Source organism: Nanohaloarchaea archaeon SW_7_43_1, assembly GCA_003009795.1.
Lineage (GTDB): Archaea > Nanohalarchaeota > Nanosalinia > Nanosalinales > Nanosalinaceae > SW-4-43-9.
This window is the reverse complement of the sequence record PXPE01000001.1, coordinates 497011-522895: the sequence shown is the minus strand read 5'-3', so window position 1 is coordinate 522895 and position 25885 is coordinate 497011. Positions and strand designations below refer to the sequence as shown.

30 protein-coding genes, 2 tRNA genes and 1 pseudogene are annotated in these 25885 nt (G+C 43.3%); 19 read left to right on the top strand and 14 right to left on the bottom strand.

All coding sequences use genetic code 11. The annotated features are described in order from the left end of the window. Window positions 1–134 precede the first annotated feature (134 nt). Window positions 135–4175 (top strand): hypothetical protein, encoded by a 4041-nt coding sequence (locus BRC29_03070; GenBank protein ID PSG99082.1) that lies wholly within the window; start codon window positions 135–137, stop codon window positions 4173–4175. 101 nt (window positions 4176–4276) lie between these two features. Here the strand turns inward: BRC29_03070 and BRC29_03065 are convergent, their stop codons facing one another. The 4 genes from BRC29_03065 to BRC29_03050 form a co-directional block, all read right to left on the bottom strand. Further along, a complete protein-coding gene (locus BRC29_03065; protein PSG99081.1) occupies window positions 4277–6373 on the bottom strand; it encodes a DNA polymerase I in 2097 nt (698 codons plus the stop codon). Continuing rightward, window positions 6373–6648 (bottom strand): hypothetical protein, encoded by a 276-nt coding sequence (locus BRC29_03060; GenBank protein ID PSG99080.1) that lies wholly within the window; start codon window positions 6646–6648, stop codon window positions 6373–6375. Before BRC29_03060 ends, BRC29_03065 begins: the two co-directional genes overlap by 1 nt. Before the next feature lie 3 nt (window positions 6649–6651). Further along, window positions 6652–7233 (bottom strand): hypothetical protein, encoded by a 582-nt coding sequence (locus tag BRC29_03055; protein ID PSG99079.1) that lies wholly within the window; start codon window positions 7231–7233, stop codon window positions 6652–6654. A 524-nt stretch (window positions 7234–7757) separates the two neighbouring features. Continuing rightward, a tRNA-Ala gene (locus BRC29_03050) sits at window positions 7758–7831 on the bottom strand. Between the two features lie 156 nt (window positions 7832–7987). Here BRC29_03050 and BRC29_03045 point away from each other — a divergent pair. From BRC29_03045 to BRC29_03035, 3 genes are read left to right on the top strand one after another with little or no spacing between them, the layout of a single operon-like run. After that, window positions 7988–8305 (top strand): hypothetical protein, encoded by a 318-nt coding sequence (locus BRC29_03045; protein PSG99078.1) that lies wholly within the window; start codon window positions 7988–7990, stop codon window positions 8303–8305. Continuing rightward, window positions 8289–9239 carry a 4-hydroxy-tetrahydrodipicolinate synthase gene (gene dapA, locus BRC29_03040; GenBank protein ID PSG99077.1) on the top strand — a complete coding sequence of 317 codons (951 nt, stop codon included), beginning with the start codon at window positions 8289–8291 and terminating at the stop codon, window positions 9237–9239. Before BRC29_03045 ends, dapA begins: the two co-directional genes overlap by 17 nt. Window positions 9240–9242: 3 nt before the next feature. After that, window positions 9243–9596, top strand: a complete 354-nt coding sequence (locus BRC29_03035) for a hypothetical protein (protein PSG99076.1) — start codon at window positions 9243–9245, stop codon at window positions 9594–9596. Between the two features lie 307 nt (window positions 9597–9903). Here the strand turns inward: BRC29_03035 and BRC29_03030 are convergent. Together BRC29_03030 and BRC29_03025 are read right to left on the bottom strand one after the other, a co-directional pair. After that, window positions 9904–10059 (bottom strand): annotated as a pseudogene (locus BRC29_03030) (AsnC family transcriptional regulator). Window positions 10060–10103: 44 nt separating this feature from the next. Further along, the gene (locus BRC29_03025) at window positions 10104–10733 is read right to left on the bottom strand and encodes a hypothetical protein (GenBank protein ID PSG99075.1); all 630 of its coding nucleotides are present in this window, start codon (window positions 10731–10733) and stop codon (window positions 10104–10106) included. A 132-nt stretch (window positions 10734–10865) separates the two neighbouring features. Between BRC29_03025 and BRC29_03020 the strand changes: the two genes are divergently transcribed. Beyond that, complete coding sequence (locus BRC29_03020) at window positions 10866–12155, top strand: hypothetical protein (GenBank protein PSG99074.1); 1290 nt, start codon at window positions 10866–10868, stop codon at window positions 12153–12155. A gap of 204 nt (window positions 12156–12359) precedes the next feature. Next, window positions 12360–12887 (top strand): peptide-methionine (R)-S-oxide reductase, encoded by a 528-nt coding sequence (gene msrB / locus BRC29_03015; GenBank protein ID PSG99537.1) that lies wholly within the window; start codon window positions 12360–12362, stop codon window positions 12885–12887. Here the strand turns inward: msrB and BRC29_03010 are convergent. Next, a complete protein-coding gene (locus tag BRC29_03010; GenBank protein PSG99536.1) occupies window positions 12884–13087 on the bottom strand; it encodes a hypothetical protein in 204 nt (67 codons plus the stop codon). The genes msrB and BRC29_03010 overlap by 4 nt on opposite strands. 189 nt (window positions 13088–13276) lie before the next feature. Between BRC29_03010 and msrA the strand changes: the two genes are divergently transcribed. Further along, a complete protein-coding gene (gene msrA, locus BRC29_03005) occupies window positions 13277–13969 on the top strand; it encodes a peptide-methionine (S)-S-oxide reductase (protein PSG99073.1) in 693 nt (230 codons plus the stop codon). Window position 13970: 1 nt separating this feature from the next. Here the strand turns inward: msrA and BRC29_03000 are convergent, their stop codons facing one another. The 5 genes from BRC29_03000 to BRC29_02980 all read right to left on the bottom strand — a co-directional run bounded on the left by BRC29_03000 (window position 13971) and on the right by BRC29_02980 (window position 17164). Beyond that, entirely contained in the window at window positions 13971–14642 is a 672-nt protein-coding gene (locus BRC29_03000; protein ID PSG99072.1) for a cytochrome C biogenesis protein, read from the bottom strand. 1 nt (window position 14643) lies between these two features. Then, on the bottom strand, window positions 14644–15183 hold the full coding sequence (locus tag BRC29_02995) for a hypothetical protein (GenBank protein PSG99071.1): 540 nt from the start codon (window positions 15181–15183) through the stop codon (window positions 14644–14646). A 51-nt stretch (window positions 15184–15234) separates the two neighbouring features. Continuing rightward, a complete protein-coding gene (locus BRC29_02990; protein ID PSG99070.1) occupies window positions 15235–16593 on the bottom strand; it encodes a dihydrolipoamide dehydrogenase in 1359 nt (452 codons plus the stop codon). Between the two features lie 82 nt (window positions 16594–16675). Next, window positions 16676–17026, bottom strand: a complete 351-nt coding sequence (locus tag BRC29_02985) for a hypothetical protein (GenBank protein ID PSG99069.1) — start codon at window positions 17024–17026, stop codon at window positions 16676–16678. Window positions 17027–17035: 9 nt separating this feature from the next. After that, window positions 17036–17164 (bottom strand) — tRNA-Ile (locus BRC29_02980). Window positions 17165–17347: 183 nt separating this feature from the next. On the opposite strand from BRC29_02980, the gene BRC29_02975 reads away from it, so the two are divergent. The 12 genes from BRC29_02975 (at window position 17348) to BRC29_02920 (ending at window position 23627) form a co-directional block, all read left to right on the top strand. Then, complete coding sequence (locus BRC29_02975) at window positions 17348–18055, top strand: proteasome subunit alpha (protein ID PSG99068.1); 708 nt, start codon at window positions 17348–17350, stop codon at window positions 18053–18055. 90 nt (window positions 18056–18145) lie between these two features. Then, window positions 18146–18832: a ribosome assembly factor SBDS gene (locus BRC29_02970; protein PSG99067.1), complete on the top strand. Its 687-nt coding sequence runs from the start codon at window positions 18146–18148 to the stop codon at window positions 18830–18832. Between the two features lie 179 nt (window positions 18833–19011). After that, the gene (locus BRC29_02965) at window positions 19012–19704 is read left to right on the top strand and encodes an RNA-binding protein (protein ID PSG99066.1); all 693 of its coding nucleotides are present in this window, start codon (window positions 19012–19014) and stop codon (window positions 19702–19704) included. Then, window positions 19701–20435, top strand: a complete 735-nt coding sequence (locus BRC29_02960) for an exosome complex exonuclease Rrp41 (protein PSG99065.1) — start codon at window positions 19701–19703, stop codon at window positions 20433–20435. Before BRC29_02965 ends, BRC29_02960 begins: the two co-directional genes overlap by 4 nt. 13 nt (window positions 20436–20448) lie before the next feature. Then, the gene (locus tag BRC29_02955; protein PSG99064.1) at window positions 20449–21240 is read left to right on the top strand and encodes an RNA-binding protein; all 792 of its coding nucleotides are present in this window, start codon (window positions 20449–20451) and stop codon (window positions 21238–21240) included. Between the two features lie 45 nt (window positions 21241–21285). Continuing rightward, window positions 21286–21570: a 50S ribosomal protein L37ae gene (locus tag BRC29_02950; protein ID PSG99063.1), complete on the top strand. Its 285-nt coding sequence runs from the start codon at window positions 21286–21288 to the stop codon at window positions 21568–21570. A 124-nt stretch (window positions 21571–21694) separates the two neighbouring features. Beyond that, the gene (gene rpoP, locus BRC29_02945; protein PSG99535.1) at window positions 21695–21832 is read left to right on the top strand and encodes a DNA-directed RNA polymerase subunit P; all 138 of its coding nucleotides are present in this window, start codon (window positions 21695–21697) and stop codon (window positions 21830–21832) included. Continuing rightward, window positions 21832–22050, top strand: coding sequence for a hypothetical protein (locus tag BRC29_02940; protein ID PSG99062.1), 219 nt, complete (start codon window positions 21832–21834; stop codon window positions 22048–22050). The genes rpoP and BRC29_02940 overlap by 1 nt, the downstream gene beginning before the upstream one ends. Window positions 22051–22054: 4 nt before the next feature. Further along, the gene (locus BRC29_02935) at window positions 22055–22384 is read left to right on the top strand and encodes a prefoldin subunit beta (protein ID PSG99061.1); all 330 of its coding nucleotides are present in this window, start codon (window positions 22055–22057) and stop codon (window positions 22382–22384) included. Between the two features lie 5 nt (window positions 22385–22389). After that, on the top strand, window positions 22390–22641 hold the full coding sequence (locus tag BRC29_02930) for a hypothetical protein (protein ID PSG99060.1): 252 nt from the start codon (window positions 22390–22392) through the stop codon (window positions 22639–22641). Window positions 22642–22695: 54 nt separating this feature from the next. Further along, window positions 22696–23058, top strand: a complete 363-nt coding sequence (locus tag BRC29_02925) for a hypothetical protein (GenBank protein ID PSG99059.1) — start codon at window positions 22696–22698, stop codon at window positions 23056–23058. Window positions 23059–23087: 29 nt separating this feature from the next. Then, window positions 23088–23627 (top strand): hypothetical protein, encoded by a 540-nt coding sequence (locus BRC29_02920; protein ID PSG99058.1) that lies wholly within the window; start codon window positions 23088–23090, stop codon window positions 23625–23627. 2 nt (window positions 23628–23629) lie between these two features. Here BRC29_02920 and BRC29_02915 read toward each other — a convergent pair whose 3' ends face one another. Both BRC29_02915 and BRC29_02910 read right to left on the bottom strand, forming a co-directional pair. Continuing rightward, a complete protein-coding gene (locus BRC29_02915) occupies window positions 23630–23887 on the bottom strand; it encodes a hypothetical protein (GenBank protein ID PSG99057.1) in 258 nt (85 codons plus the stop codon). 113 nt (window positions 23888–24000) lie between these two features. Beyond that, window positions 24001–25884, bottom strand: a complete 1884-nt coding sequence (locus tag BRC29_02910; GenBank protein PSG99056.1) for a beta-CASP ribonuclease aCPSF1 — start codon at window positions 25882–25884, stop codon at window positions 24001–24003. Between the last annotated feature and the right edge of the window lies 1 nt (window position 25885).

The following is a 25885-nucleotide window of genomic DNA, read 5'->3' as shown; positions in this document are numbered from 1 at the left end:
TTCTGTTGGTGATAGTCTTCTCATCCATTTCCTCTGGACAACCCGTCACTGAATGCACGGATCAACCAGATAACCCAGCTTGCGTACAGCCGTTATGGGAAGATGATCTGGCAGCTAATGGATATGACACCGACATGTCATGGATTTTCTCCGAAGGCAGTACTTTTGACATGAAAAATGATGGTCCTTCAATTTTTATGCCTGGACGAGTTGCTCAGCCTGAAATTAGTAGTTCGCCGGATCAGTCTTCAGGCAATGATGTAGAGGAGTTCTACGTTGAAAATGGGAAATCAGAGTGGGCAAATGATGACGTTGGGTCGGTTCAATCATCAGACTCCGATGCTAAACAAGCGAATGACCAATTTACTTACCTGATAGATGGACCTTACAGTGGACAATGTGGAGACGGTGATGAGGACTACGGAGAGGACAGAGATTCATGTCCGCAGGACGCAGGACTGCCCGATGCTAGTCTGGGAAATACACAGATAGGAAGTAGTGTAACTGCATATACGGAGGCAGACTGCCTTTACAATAATGAAGGAGGGAAAAGTAAGGGTGGCACATATAGTTGCTCCGCTTCTACAAAAGATAGGTCTCCAGATAGAATACCTAACCGGGCATATGGAAATATGCCTTCGGAGTTACCTGGCAGCTTAAACAATGGCGAGGTGCTCCATATAACGGGTATAGACACTTATCTAGAGAAGGTAGGCACGATAACTGGCTATGAGAAAACCGGGACCTCAACGGTTCTACAGTTCGAAAAAGGAACGAAAAAAAGTTGTATCTATTACGGTAGTTCCAAAGGCGGATGCGATTATACCTCATGTGAAGACGACAAGGTAGATACCTATGAAACGAAAGAATTAGAAGAGAGTTTCTCGTTGGAGCAAAAACAAGTACCTAAAAATGTAGATGTGTGGGATCCTATCAATTATAATGTGAAGACATCTCAGAGATCAGCTACAGGGATATTCGATAGTTGGGAGAAAAAAGAGTCGGAGACTTATCATTCACAATCCGCTTGCTCAACCGCAACTGCAGCCAATGACACCGAATACACACCTTACAGTGTCTCGGAATACGATAAGGTAACTGATAGTGATAGGTCGAAAAATACTCGAAGCTACTATTACCAAAGAGCAGATTACACTTACAGCACCTACAATGTCAATACAGGCAATGGTAATAAAGTAGGAGGACGACCGGCGAACGGTGGATATAGGTCAGGGGGAGGTTCTCCATCAGATGATCACGCAAACTCACAATCCGAGGCTCACACAGTATATGATGCGTATACAGGTGAGCAGAAACCTGGACACTCCGATGGTAAAGTAGTGATGTGGCCTCGAACCGATACAGTTAGGGATGCTTCTGGACCAGATGGAAGATCAAGCGCCTTCGTGGCCATAGACGAAAGTAAAGGAATTGTAGGTAACTCAGGTGACTTAGTTGGAACTGAAACTAAAGACGGTTTTTCACAGAATTATATCAGCCAAAGTGATGTTCCTGTTCCTGACTGCCCAGGGGATTTTACTAAATGTGTAGGCGTTGTCACACCTTACATAAACCGGGATACTTCAGGAACAATAGGTTACAAGTATGCTAACGGAAATCCTTACAGTACAAGTGATTCCCTGGGTGTCTGTGAAACCTACCAGACAATGTCAGAAGACGATGATATCACATGCTGGTACCAAAATACTGATACCGGGGAAGATATGTCGGCTCCAACACCTGAAGGCACCAGAGCCTGTGGAGATGAACCAGGTGAGTATTGGGGCTATATGGAAGGATCCGATGTCAATGAATCAGTGATTGAGGATTATCCTGCACATCACCAAGGATGTATAGATCAAAAGAATGAATGCGTACTCCATGGGGAAAATGTTCCTGAAGGAAGGGTTGCTAATGTTGCACCTGAGTATGGGGGAATGCAGTACCAAGTAGGTGGAAACTCTCCTGACTGGAGTGCATGCCTAGATATCGACAGCTCAACACCATGGGGAGAATGGTATAATCTTGATGACTCACAGGCCCATCAGTACTTGAGAAACGAGGGCAGCGATTTAGTGTCTTCGACAAACGACCCGGAAAGAATAGGATACTATTGGAGGCAGAATGATAATCCACAGCACCCGGAGTTCAACCCCAGAGGAGAACAAGAGGGAGTAACATTAGAGGACGACTGTGACCCTGAACTTTCCGGCTGTGAAACCTCATTACCTAAGGACGGTCTTTTCTACAGTTTCTTTAGTCCTGGAGACCGGGAAGAGGACTTCAATCCTCAGGGAGAAAACAGTGAGGGAGACAGCCATGTCAGCGATGCCTACTACAGAGGATATATCGACCGGATATTCGATGATTCAGAGCAACTGGAACCAGGAATGAATACTACAGTCTATAACATGGCTGAGGACTCCGATTCAAACACGGTTAGTTTATGGAATGATTCAATTGGAACGCAGTATAGATCGGATCAGTGGGGTATAACCCAGGATATTTCAAAATGTGTTTCCGGAAGAGGGAACGCGTTTGAAACTTCTACCGCAGGCTACAGATACGACTATACAGGACCAGAAAGATCAAACCCTGACGATCCAACCCTCAGTAAACTTGACAGAGCTATGGGTAACTCACTCTGTGTTGTCTCGGAAGGATATTTTAACTATAGAGGGGAGACAATGTTGAATGGTTTCGGGGTATGGATAAACCCGGATAACCTGAAACAGGGAAATACTTCAGGGAAACACAGTTACGGAGCCTATAACAACTGGACAGATCTCCTAGACAACGAAGGTTTTGGTATAGATATGACAGGTCCGGACTCAGGACTAGGATTCAAAGAAACAAGTAATTATGGCTCGGAGCAGTTCACAGCCTATGATAACGAAAGAGTTTTCGTAGGAGATGTCAAATTCAATGGTTCAGACAAACTTGATCCACCGATGTGTGGAGATGATGAAAGCGAGTATCTATTGGAGGAGCAGGGAGAATCTGTGAACCCGGAAGAAGGGCAAGGAAGATTCATATGTGCGGATACAAACGCTGAATGTGTTTCGTATGAGGCAAATGGAGGACCGCTTTTCGAACGCGATGATTACGCTCAGGCAGCGGAACCGGGGGAGGAAAGCGGAAGGCTGAAACAGGATAGGGAAGTATGTTACCAGAGATCTGGGGAAGAAGCTATGTGGTTTGACCAAGATTATAAGCCAGATTTATGCCGGGAAAACATTCTATACGGTCCTCAGGGAGTAACTTGGTTTGACAGCAGTTATATCAACCAGCATCCTGAAGCTGTTGAAGGCGGAATAGATGATTCTTGGAGCGATTACTTCGAACAAAAAGGTCAGAACAGTCTTTTCTCTGATCCTGAAAGCGGTGATTACAACTCAACGCACAGCCCTGTAGATACCGGTACAAAGAAATCAAAAGTAGCTATTCCAAATACCTCAAACTACGGATTCTGTGGAGGAGACGATGACAGCGAGTACATAATAACCCAAGACTGTAGCTCACGGTTCTGTGATACTAACCGTACCGTAATAGGTACACACAAAAATCCCAGAGGATGCATATTTGACGAAGATTCGACGCCGTATGAGACTAATGAAGATGAAAGAAAGCTTTTCGATCCAGGAGAAAGCGTCACCTTTGAAAGCATTCAAGGTGATCCTAAAATCACTTGCTTCGATAGAACCTGGTATTCAAAGTTCCCGATCAGCTTAAACTCGAAACAGGTTTCCGTTCCGTTCGGAGAGTTTAGGACAGTATCCTTCCAGGTGGTGAATACCAGGTCACAGAAAAGAGACTTCAAAGTTGTAATGGAAGAAGAAACTGATACTCCATCCACTTACCAGTTCGCAGATCTAGTTGACCAGCCAGGCAACAGCTTCACAACAGCAGTTCCGGCTAGATCCTCAAAGACTTTCCAGATTGAGATCTTCGGCGGGAATAAACAACTGGACTTTAACGACCCAGGATCAAAACTGTTTGTCAGAGCAGAAGCTGTTAACTCAAAAGAACTTGGGTCAGATTATTTAAAAGCAGAAATTAGGGAATCTACTAACTCAAACAGCGGTCAACAAACAAATGAGATCCCAGGAATAACAGTCTTGCAGATAGCATTCATCTTCATCACAGCTACAGCAGTGATTCTTCTCCGAAACTAACAGATACTTTCCCAAACAGAAATGTAACACAGGAATTAGTCCCTAAGACAGTACCCACAGTGCGATAAATATCATTGAGATAAGTTAGGAGGATTTTTGGCTTAGAAAGTTTGGAGAGTAGATTTCCTGCTGTTTGAAGTCCTCCTTCTAATATCCTCTCTATCCAATCCAAGTGGAGAAAGAATTGATTCTGCTGCTCTAACAAGCTGTATTCGGTAGAACTCTGAGTCATAGTCTCCATCCTGTGCTTCGAAATCGAGCCTGGTTCTATCCATTGCATCTGCTTCGTCATTTCGAACTACAAAGCTAACTGATTGCCCTGGTTTCATCTCTATTCCGTGGTACTTCGCCCTTTTTAAGGCGGAAACACTGCGATTATCTACTTTGTAAGCTTCTAAAGGCTTTGAAGTTTTTTTCTTGATAACAAGGTCTTCGGCGGGAACTTCCATAGATTCCAGTTTTTCTATTTTTTCCTCTAGTTTTTGGATAACGCTGCCTGCTTCCATAGTATTGTCTAGGACCTCTATCATTTCCATTTGACAGTCTTTTACATATTGGCAGGTTGATTTTTGTTCGACTTCGATTCCTGCGGTTTTGAACTCTCCGTTCTGTTTTTTTCCGAAGTAACGGTTTAGGGTTGCTATATTTGCATTTGAGCTGCTGCGGGGAACGAAGGCACACCATTCAAACTTGTATTCGGATTCGAGCTTGATTCCGACTTCTTCACTTATCCTTTGACAGACTTGTTCGAAGTCTTCTGCGTCTTCGTTTTTCTGAACCCATATGCTGTCTATTATGCCGTGGGAAATGCTGTAGCCTGATTCCTCAAACATTTCTTTAGCATTAACCATAATATCTCGGTCAAAAGCTTGAATGGCCTGATGGCATCTGATTGCACCGTATGATGCGTGGCTGTGACCCATGTATCCGAAGCAGGATACAAGTATCCATTTTATGGCGTCTATACTGCCTTGAACATATCTTTTTCTTCCCTCGTCTTCGATGTCATTGACTTTCTCTTTCATTTCTTGTCTGTCTTCCACTAGAGGCTTCAGAACTTTTCCGATGAATCCTTCTTGTTTTTTGCAGATGCTGTAGTCTAGTTCAGGGGTCTTGTTGTTGTCACAACAATTACAGCATACGGTTTCTGGGCTAATGTTTTTCTTTACCATTATGTTGGGGAAAAGTGAAGCAAAGTCTGCTTCGTAGACATCGTGGTGTATACTGGGTTCGGGGTTGAAGATAAATCCTCCTCTGTCTGCTTTGTGGAGTTTGGAGGCTTTCTTCGGTTTTTCTCCTTCCCAGTTTTTCCACGGTGTTAACGTGTTTTCTTCCAGGTATGCTTTTTTGACTTCTATGCTGGTTAGTAATCTACCGATTGAGCCCCAGGCGAGTTCTTGCATTGGGCGATAACTGCGTTCTACTAAGTCCCACAGTCCTTCTAAAGTGGCTTCTCCCAAGATAAAGCTGTTGCTTTCATCAATTACTATTCTTCCTGGTGCATTGTAGCGAGCGGATTTGTGCTGTCTTTTCCCGAAGCTTGAGACCGTGTTTCCTCCTGCTAGTTCTTGGAACTCGTCCATTCTTCCAAGAGAGAAATCAAGGTTGTATTCCTTTATTTTCTGGTTGAGAAGCTGTAATAATTGTCCTCTGTTTAATATGAGCAGGTCTGGGTTTTCTCTCTCCCAGTGTTGCTTAACCTGTTTCAAAACCTGTTTTTCGTTTCCTTCGAGTTTCTCTCCGTTGAGATGTAGTTGGCTGATGTTCTGATTTGAGAGATGTTTTCTGTGTAGGTTGAGTTTTACTTGTGTAAGGTTGTTTTCAGGTACTGGGTTTATCTTGTTTTGAAGGCAGAATCGGAACTGGGGTGAAAATCCTACGTTATAGAATTGGAAGGTGGAGCGTCCGAAGCTTTTCTTCAGGGTATTGGCAGCGGTTTTCAAGGCATCTTCTGATCTGCAGTCTATTCGGAGGACTTGTTTTTCTGGTTTCTTTAGTGTGGGTTTCCAGGTCTCGAACTTGGTGGCGACTACACCTTTCTGTTGTGAGAGCCATGGACGGCTTTTATGCAGCTCTGACTTACCTCCTTCTATGTAGAACCGTGGATGGTACTCTTCATGCCGGGTTGCTTTGACACCTGTTTCCGTCTTCGTCCAAGAGATGGTTTTCCCATCTATGAAGTCGATTTTGAATACCATCAGCTTTCAAGTTCTTCTATGCGTTGTTCCAGGTTTTCGATTTCTTCTTTGTGTTCTTGTGTCTCTTTTTGGATGCCGAGAAGTATAGAGATGATAGCCGGCATCCCGGGATTTGCTGAGTTCATGTATGCTGCTGCCTGTGCGTGGCTGTGTGCTTTCTCCCACAGAGACTCAAGATGTTGTTTATTTTCCTGTCTCAGTCCTTTTCTGAACGGCTTGAATTTGTCGATGAAGTTATCGAGATGGTTTCGGTAGGTTGCATTTGTTCTCCCCATTTTTTACACTGCCTCCGCTGAGATCTTGGATTTTTCAGAGGTTTTCTGTATCCAGTAAGGTATAGTGGTCTGGACTTCCCTGCCGTCTTGGTAGGTATACTGTTCGAAGTTTTCGGAGTCGTATTTCCATCCTTGTTCGGTAGCTTCTACTTTAATCTTGTTTTGGGAGTCACAGATTACGGCGTAGCTTAGTCCAGAGTTTTTGCTTGATAGAGATACCAGAACTTTGAGGTCATTTTCTTCTTGAAGCTTCAGTATCTTCTCCCAAGTTTCTTGGAAGAGTTCTTCGGCTTCCCATTTCTTGACTTGTCCATCAAGATAGTGAAAGTCGATGTTTGGTAGGACCAGGAGTTCAGTGTTTTCGTTTATGAAGTCCTCTAACTGGTTTACAAGGCGGTGATGCTGGAATGGTGTGAATGCTCTTCCGATATGGACTTTCTCCAGTATCTTAGGACTTCCGCAGCTTTGTAGGGCATATGTTGATGATTCGTTTTTGCTGTCTATCCAGATTGCTGAGGTGTTTTCTTTTTCTAGTTCGAAAGCGATAAGGCTTTGGAATACAGGTAGTTTTTCTGGTTTCTGCAACAGGTTGATTCCCTTGTGTAGCTGTGGCTGGCTCTGGATAATTACTTCTTTCTTGATTTTAGACGTTTGTTTCTCTGTGTCCTGAATTACATCTTCTTGTTGTAGAATTGTTTCTCCCCTCTACCGCAGTATGATCCGTAACTCTTAAACAGGGTTATCGGGGCGGGCTTCCGTTTATTCCGCTATCGAGGAATCCGGTCTTTGAATCCTTGAAAGAGACTTTTTCAGCTATCTCAAACGTTCCCGCATCTTGTTCCACTTATTCCGATACCATAGCTTTTCTTACAGTCGTCCTTGATAAGTCTGCATAGTTAGGATGCTCATATTCCCAAACAGGTTGTTATTTACAGGCTATTTCCTGCTTCCGCTATCCCTATTGACCATTCTGTTGGACATGTAATCAGCGGTCAAGACCCTTGCATCAATTATCAAGTTTCCAGATTCCATCATACGTCGTAGGATACTGTCTCTGGATTTCAGAACAATTTTTGCCGTGAAGATTGGACTTCGTTATAGAGAATTTATGGACTCTCAGGGATTTGAACCCTGGGCCTTCTCCCTGCCAAGGAGACGTTCTGCCAAGCTGAACTAAGAGCCCATTTTTATGTCTCAAAATTTTAGACAAACTCTTTTAATTGAATTATTGACTGGCTTTCACTGACCGACCCATCGTTATTTACGAAATTCGTAGAAAATGAATCTGATACCAAAGATATTCGTAATCATTATAAGTTTTTCCCGTAAATGGCAATATGTGAGCGAATTACTAGAACCAGAAGAAAGTTATCTCGAAAACATAAACCTGGATGAAAGGCAAACTGTAGGTCATTCAAGCCTTCAAGCTAAAGGAACTGCAACATACGAGGGAGAAGAATACGATCTAAACGTGACTGAAACCGGCAAAAGCATCCGGATAAGAGCATCTTCCGAAGATACAGTTTACGTTGGAAGTATCGAACAGGACCTGAGTAGAGATGAATTCGACTCCAGAGTTGAAGAAATAATATCAAATGCAGATCTGAACCTCGCATACGCTACGGAGGAAACCACCGGATATGACGGAAGAGTATGATTTTGAACCGGAAGGTGTCTTTCCTGCATTACCGACTCCAATGAATGAGGAGGATGAAATCAACTACGAGGCATCCAGAGAGCACCTGGAATATCTTGCAGAGAACGGTATTCCAGGAGTAGTTCCTGCAGGATGCACAGGTCATGCTGCCACTCTTTTCCACGACGAACATATAGATTATGTGACTGAAGTAGCCAGAATGGCGGATGATCTAGGACTAGATGTAATAGCAGGTAGTGGAACAAACAGCACATACGAGACTATCGATCTGGCGCAGCGAATTGAGGAAAACGCAGATATCGACGCCCATCTCATGATCTCACCTTATCAAAACAAGCCAGCGCAGAGAGGAAACATACAGCACTATGAACTAGTGGCAGAGGAAGTTGAAGAACCCATAATAGCATACAATGTTCCAAGTAGAACAGGGAGAAACCTTGTGCCTGAGACACAGGAACGGATCTCGGAGATACCTGGAGTTATCGGTATGAAAGAGGCATCCAACATGCCTGACCAGATAAGGGAGCTTGGTGAAAGATTCAGGGACAGAGAAGATTTCTATCTACTGTCAGGAGACGATCCGAGAAACGACTTGGTCTATAATGTAGGCGGATCAGGAGCCATCTCAGTAACCGGAAATATTGCACCTGAAAGATCGATGGAGGTGTGGGAAACAGGATTATTGGAAGAAGATACAGATAGAGCACAAGAGCTTAACGAGGAATTTGAACCGCTCCACAATGCCATGTTTCAGGATGGAGAAGTGAATCCTGTCGGAGTTCACTATGCATTAAACCAGATGGGGTTCGACTTTGGGACGCCAAGACCGCCCAATAACCACCAGCCGCTGGAAAATGAAAGAGATGTTACCGGTGAACTCCATCAAAATCAGACAGAAATCGAAGAGGCTCTGAAGGAGTTTGAACTAAACTAAAAAATGAGATTTGAAACCGAACTCGTAAGTAGAACTATCCAGGAAGGAGAAGAATACCTCAACTTTGATCTGGAAGAAGGAGAAGAAGTCTATCCTGCCAGAATCAAGAATGAGGAAGATTATCTTGAGGTCTTTGTAGGTGAAAGTTTCGATGAATGGGAGTACGATAATATTTCTCGCAAAAGACTTAGATCTGGATGGGAGAACAGCTTCTACATAGAAGAGGATATGAATACTGATGAAGTAAGAGAGAGTTATAACGATCTATTTGAGAGATACTCTGAACAAATAGCTGATATGATAGGGAACCGTGAAACCACCGAACCATTGAACCAGGTAAAGGCTGCACTGGACTGAGGTGAGAAAAATGCTTATGAGCGAGATATACCAAGCACTGACTGAGAGGGAACAGTTACTATAGTTTTCTCTGCTTCAACACGGTGTAAGTCTTTGTTTCCTCTACTGCTTCAATTCCTCTGATACTATCAAGAACATTGTTGATACTCTCGTTGTCTTGTCTTTCAAACTCCAATATAAGCTCATATTCTCCCGTCACCTCATTTATCTCCATATTTCCCGAAAACTGCTGGATGACATCATCAATACCGGATTCAGTTGAAAGTTTTATCATCACTATGGCTTTTGCACCGCTTGAGCCTGGTTCAACTGTAAATCTTTCTATAACATCTCTATCCTTCATCTCCTGTACCCTTCTCCTGACAGTTCCCTCCGACACATCCAACTCATCAGCTATATCGGTGAATGATCTTCGGCCGTCTTTCTTCAAATTATCAAGTATTTTGCGATCTGTCTCGTCCATACAAAACAGACTTTAACCTTAGAAGTTAAACATTTCCGGGTTTTTTACTTGATAAGATCAACTATCTCTGTCTCTTCTACACCGCCCTCATCTCCAATTGTTACAGAGAATCCTTTGCCCGTTTCCTCGGCTGCTGCATTAAGTACCGGCACTCCGAGAAGCTCTCTTTCGCCAAAGTCCTCATGTACGTGGCCGTTCATCCAGATGCCGGGTTTCTCCTTTATAATCAGTTCTCTGAACTGTTCAAATCCTATCCTTCTACCGGAGTGAATCCTATCACCAATCTTATGTGGGGGATAATGAGATCCAATAATAACTTTTGAAGGGTCTCCATGTTCTTCGATCAGATCGGAGACTCTCTGTTTAACATTATCAGGGAAGTCTCCGCCAATCAATATCATCAGGTATTCTTCATCTATATCCGCCTCCAAGAAGTTGTAAACCGGTACTTCCCCGTCCAGGAACTTGTCGCTGAACATCATGTCCCGGTTGCCCGTACATCCTAGAGCAGGAATATCTATCCTGTCAAAAAGCTCTTCAGCATAATCCTCACTCATATAGTCTCCCAAGTTAACGTAAAGATCATAATCACCGTTTTCGATCTCCTCAACAGTTGCTTCAAGAAGGTCCTCCTTCTGGTGAAAGTCACTTGTTACCAGCATCTTGAGACTCATAAGACTAGGTTTGTATTGGAAGTCTTAAAAGCTCCTCTCCGGACTTAATCCTGAAAGCGCTCCGGCATCTCGAGTCCGGAACTTCTTCAACATATGTTACCTTTTTGAAATTCGGTCTTCTAATTATGAATTATGGAAAAGGCCGCAATATTTCTAGCATTTTTAATGCTTGTATCGGCAGGAACAGCACAGCTGACAGGTTCTGGGGATACAGAAACCTATATTGTTACGTACGATAGCTCAGAGTTTGACGAATCCGTACTCAACCAGTTTGAATACGAGACAGTCTTCGATTATACGATTATTGACGGCAAGGCGATCAGGACAGGTCCAACAACTGCCAGCAATATGGAGTCTTTAGATTCTGTGGAATCTGTTCAGCCTGATATACCGGTTTTCCTCCCGGTTATGGATGGAGACGGCGATGACAGCGACAGGGAAAATTACGGGGGTTCAGGTACCGTAGCGATTCTGGATACAGGGGTTGATGATGACCACGTCGATCTTGAAGAGCAAGTAATAAGTAACAGAGATATGAGGGATGGCTCAAACGATCCTGAGGATCGCCATGGACACGGAACCCATGTCGGGTCAATAGTTGCAGGTACGGGCGAAGGCAACTCCGAGTATGTAGGAGTTGCGCCTGAGGCGCGTTTGAGGAACTACAAGGTGCTTGACGACACCGGTGGAGGCGATATGAGCGTTGTGATAAAGGGTGTGGAAGAAGCATCCGAAGACTCAGATATAATGGTGCTGAGCCTGGGTGCGAAAGTCGATGAATGTGATGGTACCGATCCTCTCAGCAGAGCGGTTGACAACGCCGCTGAGAAAGGCGTAGCAGTTGTTGTGGCGGCAGGAAACGAAGGATCTGACAGGCAAACAATTACTGCACCTGGCTGTGCGGAAAAAGCCTTTACAGTCGGATCATCTCATATGAAAGAGGACGTATCAGATTTCTCAAGTAGAGGACCGACTGATGATGGGAGATTAAAACCGGATATGGTTGCACAGGGTGAGAACATTATGGCAGCAGAGGCACAGACCAGAGATGACTACACCAGTAAATCAGGTACAAGCATGGCAGCGCCTTATATGGCAGGAGCTGTAGCAGTACTAATGGAAGAGGAAGATACAAGCAACAGCGAATATTACGAGGCAATGACCGAGACAGCTTTTTCCCTGGATGAAGATCAGTACGCCGAAGGAAACGGAAACATAGATATAGAACCAGCTAGAGAGTATATTTCAGGAGAAGAATCAAATCAGGGAGCTAATAACGAAGATGAAGATGATAACACAGGCGACAGTGGAGATCAAACAGAATCAGATAGCGTGATAGAAAAAATGGAGACAGATAACAGCGTCTTGAGAAAGATTCTTGATACCATCCAGAAAGTTGTGGAGTTTGTCAGAAGTCTATAATATAATTGTTGAAGCTGTGGCAGACAATATAGTAGACCCGAAAATATCCGGTGGACTTAAACAGAATCAAATATGAATTAATTTTAACAAATGGAAATTTTAGAAGCTCTTCACAATCATAAAATAGTCCTAGTCCTAGTTTTCATAGTTACGGTTACAGCGATCGGAATATTCCACCAACAACTGGGATCAGGAATAGCATGGATGACAGGAACCCAAAATATCAATCTCGAAGACACAAGATTTAGCGACGAAAAGCCAGGCAATAATTCTAATAACAGTGATTTCCGGGCTAAGAACGACTACAATGAGGAGATAGAAAGTCTCTCGAAGAGAGAATATCATGTAACTCAGCAAAACGGTACAGAACCACCATTCAAAAACGAGCTATACGATGAGAAGAGACCGGGCATCTATATTGATGTAGTTAGTGGGGAACCCCTATTCTCCAGCAAACATAAGTTCGATAGTGGTACCGGTTGGCCGAGCTTCTACAAGCCTCTGGAACCCAAAAATATCGTTGAAAGGAAAGATCCTGGACCTTTCGGTGTAAGAGTTGAAATCGCAAGTAAACATGCCAGAAGCCATCTTGGGCATCTCTTCGAACATCCAGATACTCCTACAAATCTTAGATACTGTATGAACAGTGCAGCACTGGAGTTTATCCCTGCTGACAAACTAGAGGAGAAAGGCTATGGAGAATACAGCGATATGTTTGAATCTGAAAACTAGTTTTCAATCTCATCAACCAGTGATTCTACCTCAGGAACATCATATCCCTGAGAAAACAGTTTGTCGTCTACAATAATTACAGGAGGATGAAACCCGCCCTTCAGTAAAGGTCTCAAGAAACGTGTCCAGTAAGATTTAACCCTTATATCCACTTCCACATCGACATGATCTGCTGCCTCCTTTGCTGCATGATAAGACATATTACATTCTTTGCAGAAGCTTTCCGGAATACTGAAAAAAGAGTGTTTTCCCGTCACTACATATATCTCGATCACGATCTCGGAATCGCTCTTGGCTCCATGAAAAGGAATAGTATCAGCTTTCAAATCCATAATAAAACTTATTTCTGGCGCCAATAAAGTTTTAGGTCATTAAACCAGAGTCATACTATGAGTAAGCTGCTGATTTCATTATTTCTTATTCTGATACTTGGAATAGCACTTGGATCAACGGTCAACTCTTCTGTAAATATATCAGAAGTACTTGAAACAGAGGATCAAAAAGACAGTCAAGCAAATACTGAATGGAGAGAAAATTTAGATAGCAAGGAACCTGTAGAAGCTACTTTTGCCGGTGGATGTTTCTGGTGTATCGAGGCCGTCTACGAGAATGAAAAAGGTATTGAATCAGCAGTTTCAGGTTATACAGGAGGAAAAGAATCTACGGCAACATACGATCAGGTTTTAATAGGAGATACTGATCACCGAGAGGCTGTGAGAGTGAATTACTATCCTTCAGTCATATCCTACGAAGAACTACTTGACATGTACTGGAAAAGCATCAATCCAACTGATGAAGGAGGACAGTTCTCAGATAGAGGATACCAGTATACAACAGCAATATACACGCATAACGACAAGCAGTATAGTTTAGCAAAGGCTTCCAAAGAGAACTTGAGCGAGAGCGGGAAGTTTGAGGAAGAAATTGTAACAGAAGTTTTGAACGCTTCAGAGTTTTACAGAGCTGAGAGCAAACACCAGAACTATTCTGAAAAAAACACGTTACAGTATAAGGCCTATGAACAAGCTTCCGGCAGGAAAGGATTTGTTGAAAGAGTCTGGGAGAAAAGCCCAATCAGCTGATCTATCCCAGTATCTGGAAAACAAATACCAGATAGTAAACTGAGACCGCCAGCATAACCAGACCCGAAACCCTGTTTATCTCCGTTTCATACCTTTTCAACACAGAAATAATTCTATCACTCCACCTAGAGGATGCAAGAGAGAAAAACAGTAAAGGAAAGCCTATTCCCAAACCAAAAGCAGTGAAATTCATGAGACTTGAAATAGGAGTATCAAAGAGAAACGCTCTAGCGAAAAACACTGAGATAAAAGCAGGATTGCATGGTATTATAATCGCCCCAAAGAAAAAACCAAATCCATATGCACTAGCCAAAGGATTATCGAATTCAGGACCTTCAAAGCCTGATGACTGAGAACCGATATCCAGATCAATTATTAGCGCTATACTCATCATTCCCAGTAAACCAAAAGCTAATGGAGAAACAGTTTCTATAACGCTGGTTAAAGACAGCTGTAAAAGAGCCGAGAAAATTAAGCCTAAACCCAACATGAAACTCATCACTCCTCCGACCACAACTACTCCGAAAAGTGCATAGGTTTTCTGTGACTCTTCGCCTGAAAACTGCTTCGACAGATAAGAGATATATCCCGGATAAAGCGGTAATACACATGCAGCAGTCAACGGAGTTAAAAGACCTAGAACGAAAGAACTGCTGAGCTCTCCAACTACCATCTCAACATCCCTTCTCTACTTCTTCATGTAGTTTAGATACCGGTTTCACACCTGTCGGCAGTTTACGTTCACCATCCTTACATACGAGCACCATTGGAGCAGATGGCGGATTCACCATTACCCGACCATGATCTGAAATAAGCGAACGTGTCAGAGAAGTCGGTGAGATAGAGTATCTCCAGTCAAAACCATGTCGATTCAGATGTTCTTGTATATTCTCCCTGTCTTCTTCCGGGTCAACATTCAGAGAAACAGAAGTCACTTCTGACTTACTGTGGAATTCCTGAGTCTCCTTTTGCTGTTTTGTACATGTCGTACACCATACGGCAAAAGTCTCTATCAGAACAGGTTTCTCAAGTTCTGCAACAGTATAGGTCTCGCCGGATCTAACGTCCTCCAGTTCAACCTGTTTCCAATCTATATTTTCCCGAGTATTTAATTCCTGAGAATCAAACAGAATATAGGCACCTGTCAGTGAGAACAGGAGAACCAGAACTACAGCAAGATGCTGTTTTGTATCAAAATTAAAATCCGGGTTCATCAATAGTCATAAATAATCATTCATTTGTTATAACTTCACTGCTTACCTGGATTAGATCTGATTGAAAGCCCTTTGCACCACTTCACTCAGTGCAGGATGAACATGAATCGCATCTTTTATATCCGAGATATTGCCGGATCCGGACTGCTTAGCGACTATCACTTCGTGGATAAGAGTTGAGGCCTCCGGTCCGATGATATGGCAGCCAAGTATTTTGCCCTTTTCAGATGCAAGAAGTTTCACGTATCCATTCTCTGCTTTCAGCGCCATTCCCATACCGGTGTCAGAGTAATCGTATTTGGATTTGACATAATCCGTTCCATCTTCATTCAGTTCCTGCTCCGTCTTACCGATACTGGCTATCTGCGGAGATGTAAATACTGCGTGAGGCATTTCTACTTGACCGACCTCGTAGTCATTATCGGTTACGATATTTCGGTAAACAGTTCCTGCCTCGTAATTAGCTGAATGTTTGAACATCCAGTTATCAGCGATATCTCCCAGAGCGTAGACCCCTTCAACATTTGTCTCCATATGTTCATCTGTTTTCAGGAAACCTCCATCCGTAGTTTCAAAGCCTTGTTCCTCTACGTTCAGTTTATCAGTGTTCGATACTCGGCCGGCTGCGACCAGTAACTCATCGGTACGGAAATCCTTTTGTTCTCCGTCCTCAGTCTCGGCAACTACAATCTTTTCACCATCCTTTTCTCTAACTTCGGTGGCTGGAAGCCCAAGATTTACATTGTATCTTCTTTTTGCTATCTCTGTAATTTTTCCTGATATATCGCTGTCCTCTCTTTTCAGTAACTTGTCCCCTCTCTCAAGTATAGTTACATCCGTTCCCATCGCATCGTAGAAGTGAGCCAGCTCCAGTGAGATATAGCCTCCACCAATCATAATGAGTCTTTCCGGGCGGTAATCAGGGTTTAAAGCTTCTTTTGAGGTCCAGTAGTGAATTTCATCCAAACCGTCAATCGGCGGTTTGAAAGGCCTTGAACCTGCGGCAATGACTATTTTTTCGGAAGCAATCTCCTCATCTCCGACTTCAAGTAATTTCTCGTCGACAAACTCGGCTTCTTCCCTAAAAAGAGTGTGTCTGTCTGAGTTCTCCAGTCCTTTCTTGATGTTCTCGGCATCACCGGAGACTTCAGAGTTTATCTCTTCAATTATGCAATTAAAATCTATATCATTAATTTCAGATTCTACACCAAATTTTTCCGAACCTCGTATTTCCTCTGCAACATCGGCTCTGTGAATCAACATTTTCGATGGAATGCAGCCTCTATTGAGACATGTGCCTCCTAATGGTCCAGGCTCGATTACAGCCACATCATTTCCTCTGTTTGCGTACCCCGAAGCCACTTCAAGACCGGAGCCCGCACCAATTACAATTAGGTCGAACTCTTTCATGTATGAAAAAATGATTTCTCTGTTTAAAGTCAGTTTCCTAGATGCAGAGTTGTCCGGTCTTTGCTCACTGAAGATTCCGGGGTCAAAAGCTCTCTATTTCATAGTTATCTTTGAGAATTTTTTCAAGCTCTTTCATTTTCTCCATGTTGATATCTCCTGGAAGATATCTGTTTTTGGAGCTGGACTCATTTCGTTTCTCAACGATTTCCAGAGCCTCAAGAACTGTCAGACATGCACCTGCTACCGGAGCTGTTAAAGGAAAGTCTTCAGAAATCCTGGCAGAGGTCACGGAACGTCCCTGTTTTACCGAGTAGTATCTAATGGCTGCTCTCATGATGTAAAAATTACCGGTCAGCTGTGAGAAATTTCTTCCATGGAAATCCTTAGCTTTTTCCACTTCGTTCCTCAGCTCTTGTTTCTTGATTTGTTCCATAGGAATAATTGCTCCACCCGGGACTCGAACCCGGGACCGCCGCCTCGCTTAGGAGGCCAGTGCATCGGCTTATCTCAGCAATTATTTCGATACAAGATCCGTATAAGGACGGTGCTCTAACCACTGAGCTAGTGGAGCTGTCAGTAGGGTCGACCGGTTAGCCGGTTCTCATTCCCTGTAACATCAACTGTCCTGGTAATCTAAAAAAGGCTTTCCAATTCCTGTAAGCATCAATACTGTTAACGAGGATTTTTCCGGAACAGGTTAATAAATCTTCCAAACCTTAATTTCAATATAGGTACTAAAGGTGAATTCTAAATAATGCAGATGACTAACCAAAAGCAGGCACAGTATGACCGCGGAATCACGATTTTCTCACCAGATGGAAGGCTTTTCCAGGTAGAATATGCGAAGGAAGCGGTCAAAAAAGGAGCAACAGCACTGGGACTGACATACGAGAACGGTGTAGTCCTGGCAGCAACAAGATCAAACAACCAGCTAAAAGTCAGAAATCCGGAAAAAGTATTCAAGGTGGAAGACCATCTTGGAATAGTTAACTCAGGGCTTGTAGCTGATGGAAGAACATTGGTTGATGAAACAAGGAACGAGGCACAGACATACCTCATGACATACGATGAGGAAATTCCTCCACCGGTTCTCGCAAAATTTATTGCGGATAGATGCCAGCAGTTCACACAGTATGGAGGAGTGAGACCTTACGGAGTCTCAACGATTACTGGGGGAATTAAAGATGGACACCCGAAGGTTTACCAGACCGATCCATCCGGCACGCTCAACCAGTGGAACGCAGTCGCAATCGGAAAGGGAGGGCCGGAGACCCAAGAACACTTAGAGGAAGAATGGTCAGAGGATATTTCTGAGGAAGACGCAGTAGAGCTAGCAGTAGATTCCCTTAGAGAAGGAGAAGAAGATATCGGAGTCGAAAACATTGAACTAGCAATCGTGGGAGAGGAAGACAAGTACCACAGAGTAGAACCCGAAGAACTTGAGGAAAGAGGACTCGAGTAGAATCCTCTAATCATATTATCATTTTTGTTCTTTTTGATTCCAGCATTACAGTCGAAAACCGTTTAACTTCTTTCAAGTAAAGCACTAAACATGGAAACCTCTGATGCGATCAAGTTACAGTACCGCGGAAACAAACAGTTCGAAATTCTTGTTGAACCAGATTTAGCGAAGGAATCTAAACTGGAAGGCAAAGAGCATGAAATCCAGCGAATGCTTTTCGTACAGGAAATATTCACTGATGCAGGGGAAGGAGAAAGAGCTTCAACAGAGGAAATAGACAAAGAATTTGGAACCAAACAGATCATGGAGGCTGCGGAAGAAATATTTGAGAAAGGAGATATGCAGTTGACCACTGAACAGAAAGCTGAAATGAGAGAGGAGAAATGGAAACAACTGATCAGCATGATCTCGCGCAGAGTCCAAAATCCGAAAACAGGTAATCCACACCCACCTGATAGAGTTGAAAACGGTCTGGAAGAAACCGGTTTCAACATCAACTGGGACTCTGATCTTGAGGAAGAGTTTGAAGACGCAATCGACGAATTGAGACCAATCATCCCTGTATCGCTGGATAAGAAAACCGTCGCCATCAGGATTCCAAACGACCAGGCCGGAAAAGCATACGACAAGCTTCAGCAAGCCGCAGAAATTGAGGAGGAGCAGTGGGGTAACGAATACTTTACAGCAAGGGTTACACTTCCAGCAGGAGTTCTTTCCGAGTTAATCGATGAACTGCAGGATATGACTTCGGGGAAGACAGAGATGAAGGAAGTCTAGGAATCTAGACATTATCTCTAGTAGTATCAGACTGGAATTTTTCCCAGTCAAGTAATGAAAAGTACGACAGCGAATACAATTTCGTATTTAAGCTTTTCCACACTATTGTGTTGTATAAGAGCAGATTTTTCTGTGAAGAAGAATAGATTCAAACTGAATAGATAGGTGTAAAATCTAAAATGTCACGTGTAAAAGAAGAGAAAGAACTAGTGACACCAGGAGATGCCATCTACAGTGGTGATGAACTTTATCCGAACTCCGGTGTCTACGAAGAAGACGATAAAATCATTTCAAAATACATAGGAGCTGTAGAATACGGTCAGAACTCTGTGAGAGTTGTCCCTATGTCGGGAAGATATATGCCGGAAGAAGGAGACATCATCATCGCAGAGATCTCCAGCGTAGGATACAACAACTGGAGAGCAGACCTCAACTCGGCTTACGATGGCATGCTGCGGATCGATGTCGCGGTAGACGAGTATATTGATTTGGACGAAGACGATCTAACCGATTACTTTGATGTTGGCGATGCGATTGTTGTAGAGATCTCCAGTGTAACAGCAGGATACGATGTCAATCTCTCAATGGAAGACAAAAGATGTAGAAAACTGAGAGGTGGAAGAATAATCGAGATCTATAACTCAAAAGTTCCAAGAGTAATTGGAAGTAATGGAACCATGATAAAACAGATTAAAGAAAAAACCGGATGCAAGATAATCGTAGGGCAGAATGGACTTGTCTGGATCCAGGGAGAGAAGGAAAATCTGGCAGCAAAGACAATCAGGAAAATTGAGGAAGAAGCACATGTAGAAGGATTAACGGACAAAATCAGCGATTGGCTTGAGGAACAGCTAGAAGGTGAAACAGAATGAGTGAAGAAGAAATACAGTTTTTCGATGAAGACGGGAAAAGAGTCGATGGAAGAGAAAAAGACGACCTGAGAACTACCAGCATGGAATTAGGAGTACTTGACGAAGCAGACGGATCAGCACTTGTCGAGACAGGTAACACAAGAGTGGTTGCCTCAGTATTTGGTCCTCAGGAGCTCCACCCAAAGCACCTTCAAGAATCAGATAGAGCCGTGATCAAGATGCGATACAACATGGCTCCGTTCTCAGTTGACGACAGGATGAATCCCGGACCAAACCGGAGAGCTAAGGAAATCGGTTTGGTGGCAAAAAAAGCACTTGAACCAGCGATCGAGCTTGAGAACTTTCCCAAAGCAGGGATCGATATCTCAATGGAGGTAATCGAATCCGACGGAGGAACAAGGGTAACAGGAATTAACGCAGCAGCACTCGCACTCGCTGATGCAGGAATACCGATGAAGGGACTTGTATCATCCACAGCAGCAGGAGTAGTTGAAGACACAGCGGTTCTCGATGTCAATGGGTTAGAGGACAAGAAAGGAAACGCAGACATTCCGATCGCACTGATCAATGGAGGCGAAGAGATTACACTTCTCCAGATGGACGGAGATATCGGCAAGGAACTGCTTAACGAATGTCTCTCGCTTGCGAAAGACGGCTGCAAACAGCTACATGAACAGCAGAGAAAAACCATTCTAAAAAGATACGAAGCAATCCGAGAGGATTACGAATAGAGGTGAACAGAAAATGAAACTTAATCAAAAGAAGATTCAGAAGATGGTCAAAAATGGAGAAAGACTTGATGGAAGAGAACTTGATGAATACAGAGAAATAGAAATCATCCCGGACTTCATCAGTGAGACAGCAGCAGGAAGCGCAAAAGTCACAATCGGAAATACACAGGTCGTAATAGGTCTTTCAGTCAGTCTGGAAGAACCATATTCTGACAGACCGGACTCCGGTACGATTGTGACGAACGCAGAACTTGCTCCAATGGCTCACAAAGAATACGAGTCAGGACCACCACAGGAAGATGGAGTAGAACTCGCAAGAGTCGTTGACAGAGGAATCAGGGAAGCAGAAGCAGTTGACCTTGAAGAGCTATGTATCAAATCAGGAGAGAAAGTAATGACAGTATTCATCGACGCACACATCCTGAACGATGATGGAAGCCTAATTGATGCATGTTCGCTAGCAGCAATGACTGCACTTATGACAGGTACACTTCCAAAATATGATGAAGAGACAGACACTCTCAAAAGAGACAATCGGGAAAGAGAAATTCCGCTCCAAGAAGAACCAGTAACAGTCACAGCTCACAAGATAAACGGCGAAATAGTCTGGGACACAACAGGAACGGAGGAAGATGCACAGGGATCAAGACTAACAGTCTCAATTAACGAACACGGAAACATTGTCGCAATGCAGAAGGGAGAAACCCATCCATTCACACAGCAGGAGATCATGGACATCGTAGACGAAGCAGAGAACAAAACCGAGAAACTACGAAAGCAACTGGAAACTGCGACAGGAGAATAAAAAGTTTTTCTCCCTGTTTACTTTCCATAAAGGTGAACAAATAAAATGCCACGTCAAAACAGCTCGTCTAAAAGATTTGGAGCAAGATACGGAAGCAAGACCAGAAGAAACGTAGACGAAGCAGAAGAAAGAAACTCAGTCTGCGGAGAATGCAAAGGAGAACTTGAAAGAGAAGCAGCAGGCATCTGGAAATGCACAGAATGCGGAAAGAAAACTGCAGGTGGTGCCTACAGGGCGGATACCGGAGCAGAGGAAATGCTCGACAAAGCGCTTCAAGTTGGAACAGAAGAACTGGAAGAAGCACAGGAAATAGTTGAAGGTGATGAGTAACATGAAAATCGAAAATTTTCGGATTACCAGAAAAACTGAGGTGTTTCAATAAATGGCAGACGAAAAAGAGGAAGATAAAATAGAATCAATTGAGGAACCTGAGGAGAACAACAAGGACATGAAAATGGGTTATGTCTGTGTAAGCTGTGAGGAAGAAGTAGAGATCAACCCTGTGGAGGATAAGATCATCTGCCCGTCATGCTCACACAGAGTACTGCTGAAAGAAAGACCTGAACAAGACAAAACTGTCAAAGCAGTGTAATGAAGTCAGAAGTAAAGATAGAGACAGAACAACCGGAAAGTTTGAAACAGGTCCTTGATCAAAGCCTTGAGACAAACGAACCAATAAAACACAGATCGACACAGAACAGAGAATCAGTTAAGGTTAATACAGAGACCGAAACAGTGGGACAGTTGAGAGGATGCACAGATACAGTTTTTAGATTAGCCACGTTATCGAAAAAAATACTTGAAAGGTGATACTATGGAAAACGAAGACGCACAACAGATGCTGATGGAAATGCAGAAAAACCAACAGCAGATGCAACAAATAGTACAGCAGAAAGAAGAAACCGAGTCAGAACTCCAAGAATCAAAGAAAGCTCTCAAAGAACTGGAGAAAAAAGAAGAAGGAGAGGTATACCGACAGGTCGGCAACATTCTTGTCGCAAAGGACCGGGAAAAACTTGGAGACGAACTTGAAGAAAGAGTAGAGGACCTAGAAGTAAGGAAGAAAAGCCTCTCAAAGAAAGAAGAACAGCTTCAAAGTAAGCTTGAAGAAGCACAGCAGCAAATGATGCAACAACAAGGGTGAAAAACATGCTGAAAAACGCTTCCGCCCTCGCGGATAAAATGAGAGACATGGCAGATCAGGGACCACTTCCCTCCAATGTCTCCGAGATGCTGAAAGAAGCTGCGGACAAACTTGAAGAAAAAGACAAAGATCTATCGGTTAGAGTCAACACCGCAGGATCACTGCTAGATCAAATCAGCAACGATCCTAACATTAAACAGCACACGAGAACAGAGATATGGAACCTTGTATCACAGGTAGAAAATCTTAACGACTGAAGCCAAACTATAAAAATATCAGCCGTCAATTTTTAACTAAGAGGTAATCAAAATATGGCGCTAGGATTTCTTAACTCAGGCAATGACCAAACAGACAATATAATTGACGACGACTTTGTCGAACTCGACGCAGAAATGACAGAAACAGACCAGAAAGTGGTCATCAGAGCAGAAACCCTTCAGGAATTTAATGATGTAGAGAATGTTCAAGAACACCTGCGCAATAATCACATCGTGTGGGTGAACATCCAACCACTAAAGAACAAGGACATGGCAGATCTAAAAAGAGCAGTCAAGAGACTAAAAAAAACTGTCAAGTCAATTGACGGCGACATGGCCGGAGTAGACGAGGAATGGATCGTTACATGCCCTGAATACGCACAGATCGCAAGAAGCAGTGAAAAAGTAGAACAATGAGACAAATTCAAATTTATCTTTGATCCAATATGTCCAGCGATCTTTTCGATACTCATAGTCATTCAATAGACTCTTTAGCTGAAAATCTGACTGAAGTAGAGGGCTACAACCCTGAACTTAGAGTTTCTTATGAGGGAACACCGCAGGTGATTTTTCTGGATGAATCAGCTATAATTGATTACTTAGAAAATCGGGGCAGAAAAACAGAAAACCGGATGTTTGGAGACAGCTATTTTGAAGGACCTCAGGATATTGAAGAATTACTTGAGAACTTTCCTAACAAAATAGCTATTCCTGAAAGATTTGAAGACCTCAGAACCGGAAAGTTTGGAAGAAGCCTGGAGGAGAAAGAAATCCGCAGAAGACTTGACGTAGTTGACGGCAACTCAACTTATGTTGATCTACATAATTTGGATATTCCAGAAGGATTCAAGGAGGTCGGCCACGCCGATCACCGAGATAAGAGAATCGCAGGTTTTGGATATGAAGAGAATGCTGTAATTGCTACCTATGACGATGACTTTCTCAGTTTTCCTATAAACTATACGACGCCTGGAATGCTTCTTTAAAATCAGGTATTCAAGTTTTTCTCCATACCCAGTTCTTTTCTAATATCATCCAAATTCTGCTCAAGGCTTTCCATTCTCTCCATCAAACTGCCGGTTCCAAACTCCACAAACTTGTTAACACATTCTCGACAGTAAAGATCACCATTAAAACGCGTAGCATCATCAGGTAAACCATCAGGCGTAAAATCATCTTCCTCAGGATCAGCTCCCCCGAAATCCATTATTTTCCCACACTCCGAACATTTCTTCTCGTATACCATGGAATAACAATTTGTATTCCCCGACTAAAAAACTGATCTATCCAGTAACAGCCAGATAACTAATAGAGAGTGTCATAAAAATTCTCTAGGCACACCCGATCGAACAATTGAAGTTAATTCAACCGGGTTATATCCAGGTTCTGAGGAGCTGAAGTATCTATGTGTAGTGCCTTGTGTATACCAGAGGCCAGTTGGAAACATTTCTTCTCTTCACCGTGGTTTGTCAGTACTTTGTTTGGTGAGGAACGTAGATTTCTGCAGAAGTTGATGATCTGCTGTCTGTCAGAGTGAGCGGAAAAGCCTGAAACTGTGGCTGTGTCCATGTTCACGTCAATCTTTTTGCCGTTTACCTCGATGCTGTCGACACCGTTCTGTATTTTTCTGCCCAGTGTACCTTCTGCCTGATAACCAACGAATATCAGGGTGTTTTTCTCGTTCATCGCCAGGTTCTGGAGATAGCTCATGATCGGTCCTCCTGTAACCATACCGGAGGTTGTCAAAATCACGGCAGGGCCAGAATCCATTGCCTCTTTTCTCTCGTTGTGGCTTCCAACAGGATTAAGATTTTCTTTCAGGAACGGTGAGTCGTCTTCTTCCAGTATCTTATCCTGCACTTTTTCGGATAGGTATTCAGGGTAAGTAGTGTGAAGTGCGTTAGCATCGTTGATCATTCCATCTAGGTAGACAGGGTAGTCGAAGTAATCCCGGTCAAGCTCATCTGCGAGCATTCCTATTATCTCTTGGGATCGACCTACTGCAAACACTGGAACGATCACTTTCCCACCCTTGTTCAGGGTTTGCTTCATCTTAGAGAGGAACTTTTTCTGTGCTTCATCTCGTGGTTGCTGTTCATCTTCTCTTCCACCATAAGTGGATTCGGTGATCATTGTCTCAACTCTCTGGAAGTTAGTATCTGCAGGCCTCAGCATTTCGGACTGATCATAGTTATAGTCGCCGGTGTAGAGAATGTTATGAAGCCCTTCTCCAATATGGATATGTACAAGTGAAGAACCGAGGATATGCCCCGCATTTTTGAGGGTTAATCTCATATCCGGTGTGATATCTGTTACCTCGCCATAATCCGGTGTAATCGTTCTCTTTACAGCCTGTTTAATATGGGATGAATCGTAAGGCGCGCTCGCTCCCTCAGAATGAGCAATCCCTATATAGTCTAGAGTGTTCATAATCATCAGGTCTCGAGTAGGCTTTGTACAGTAAAGAGGACCATCATAACCCATCTTATACAGGTAAGGGATCATCGTGGCGTGATCGGCGTGTGCATGTGATAGAACTACTGCATCAAGTGCCTTTAGGTCAAGCTCCGGGGCATCAAGATATGGAAAGTTTCCCTGTGATCCTGACTCAACACTCGGGTTTATTCCTGCATCCATCAGAATGTTGGACTCCTCGGACTGGAGAAGGAAGCATGACCTTCCGACCTGCCGACATCCCCCCAAACCGGAGACTCTAATCCATTCATCTCCAACCGATTTCTCAAGTCGAATCTTCTTTCCTACCTCATGAAGAAAATCCTTGCGGAACTCTGGATCCTCAACTGTTAGTTCTCGGGCTCTGTCAACCACTTTTGAGCTGATAGCAGGCACTCTTTCTACCTGTGGATCCCACAGGGATTCCTCTTTGATCTCCTGAAGACCGCTTCCATTGGAACCGATAACATTGCCCGGTTTTTCTGCTCTAATTACAACTTTACCAAGAGAAGGCTGAAATATCAGATCTTCAAGGCCTGATTTATCTTCTACAACTTCCTTTATTTTCTTCTCCGCTTTTTCCGGTGCAAGGAAAAGTTTGCTTGAGGGCCTGACCTCAACTCTTTTCTTGAGTTCTGAAACCATTTCTTTTACAGTATCTGAGTTGTCAAGAAAGAATTCTTCGGAGTCAGTGTAGATAACAATATCGGATCCTTCAAACCTTAGATCATCCACAGATACTCCTGATGGTATATAGTCTTTGACTTCTTCTAGTTCTTCTGCTGGCATA

Bases quoted from the DNA above. Each gene is read 5' to 3' on its own strand.
- BRC29_03000 (PSG99072.1), bottom strand. From the start codon at position 14,642: ATGGTAGTTGGAGAGCTCAGCAGTTCTTTCGTTCTAGGTCTTTTAACT.
- rpoP (PSG99535.1), top strand. From the start codon at position 21,695: ATGGGTTATGTCTGTGTAAGCTGTGAGGAAGAAGTAGAGATCAACCCT.
- BRC29_03060 (PSG99080.1), bottom strand. From the start codon at position 6,648: ATGGGGAGAACAAATGCAACCTACCGAAACCATCTCGATAACTTCATC.
- BRC29_02990 (PSG99070.1), bottom strand. From the start codon at position 16,593: ATGAAAGAGTTCGACCTAATTGTAATTGGTGCGGGCTCCGGTCTTGAA.
- BRC29_02955 (PSG99064.1), top strand. From the start codon at position 20,449: ATGAAACTTAATCAAAAGAAGATTCAGAAGATGGTCAAAAATGGAGAA.
- BRC29_03020 (PSG99074.1), top strand. From the start codon at position 10,866: ATGGAAAAGGCCGCAATATTTCTAGCATTTTTAATGCTTGTATCGGCA.
- BRC29_02910 (PSG99056.1), bottom strand. From the start codon at position 25,884: ATGCCAGCAGAAGAACTAGAAGAAGTCAAAGACTATATACCATCAGGA.
- BRC29_03035 (PSG99076.1), top strand. From the start codon at position 9,243: ATGAGATTTGAAACCGAACTCGTAAGTAGAACTATCCAGGAAGGAGAA.
- BRC29_02925 (PSG99059.1), top strand. From the start codon at position 22,696: ATGGCGCTAGGATTTCTTAACTCAGGCAATGACCAAACAGACAATATA.
- BRC29_02935 (PSG99061.1), top strand. From the start codon at position 22,055: ATGGAAAACGAAGACGCACAACAGATGCTGATGGAAATGCAGAAAAAC.
- BRC29_02915 (PSG99057.1), bottom strand. From the start codon at position 23,887: ATGGTATACGAGAAGAAATGTTCGGAGTGTGGGAAAATAATGGATTTC.
- BRC29_02930 (PSG99060.1), top strand. From the start codon at position 22,390: ATGCTGAAAAACGCTTCCGCCCTCGCGGATAAAATGAGAGACATGGCA.
- BRC29_02950 (PSG99063.1), top strand. From the start codon at position 21,286: ATGCCACGTCAAAACAGCTCGTCTAAAAGATTTGGAGCAAGATACGGA.
- BRC29_03065 (PSG99081.1), bottom strand. From the start codon at position 6,373: ATGGTATTCAAAATCGACTTCATAGATGGGAAAACCATCTCTTGGACG.
- BRC29_02960 (PSG99065.1), top strand. From the start codon at position 19,701: ATGAGTGAAGAAGAAATACAGTTTTTCGATGAAGACGGGAAAAGAGTC.
- msrA (PSG99073.1), top strand. From the start codon at position 13,277: ATGAGTAAGCTGCTGATTTCATTATTTCTTATTCTGATACTTGGAATA.
- BRC29_02985 (PSG99069.1), bottom strand. From the start codon at position 17,026: ATGGAACAAATCAAGAAACAAGAGCTGAGGAACGAAGTGGAAAAAGCT.
- BRC29_03025 (PSG99075.1), bottom strand. From the start codon at position 10,733: ATGAGTCTCAAGATGCTGGTAACAAGTGACTTTCACCAGAAGGAGGAC.
- BRC29_02920 (PSG99058.1), top strand. From the start codon at position 23,088: ATGTCCAGCGATCTTTTCGATACTCATAGTCATTCAATAGACTCTTTA.
- BRC29_02940 (PSG99062.1), top strand. From the start codon at position 21,832: ATGAAGTCAGAAGTAAAGATAGAGACAGAACAACCGGAAAGTTTGAAA.
- BRC29_02995 (PSG99071.1), bottom strand. From the start codon at position 15,183: ATGAACCCGGATTTTAATTTTGATACAAAACAGCATCTTGCTGTAGTT.
- BRC29_02965 (PSG99066.1), top strand. From the start codon at position 19,012: ATGTCACGTGTAAAAGAAGAGAAAGAACTAGTGACACCAGGAGATGCC.
- BRC29_03010 (PSG99536.1), bottom strand. From the start codon at position 13,087: ATGTCTTATCATGCAGCAAAGGAGGCAGCAGATCATGTCGATGTGGAA.
- BRC29_02970 (PSG99067.1), top strand. From the start codon at position 18,146: ATGGAAACCTCTGATGCGATCAAGTTACAGTACCGCGGAAACAAACAG.
- dapA (PSG99077.1), top strand. From the start codon at position 8,289: ATGACGGAAGAGTATGATTTTGAACCGGAAGGTGTCTTTCCTGCATTA.
- BRC29_03070 (PSG99082.1), top strand. From the start codon at position 135: ATGTCATGGATTTTCTCCGAAGGCAGTACTTTTGACATGAAAAATGAT.
- msrB (PSG99537.1), top strand. From the start codon at position 12,360: ATGACAGGAACCCAAAATATCAATCTCGAAGACACAAGATTTAGCGAC.
- BRC29_02975 (PSG99068.1), top strand. From the start codon at position 17,348: ATGCAGATGACTAACCAAAAGCAGGCACAGTATGACCGCGGAATCACG.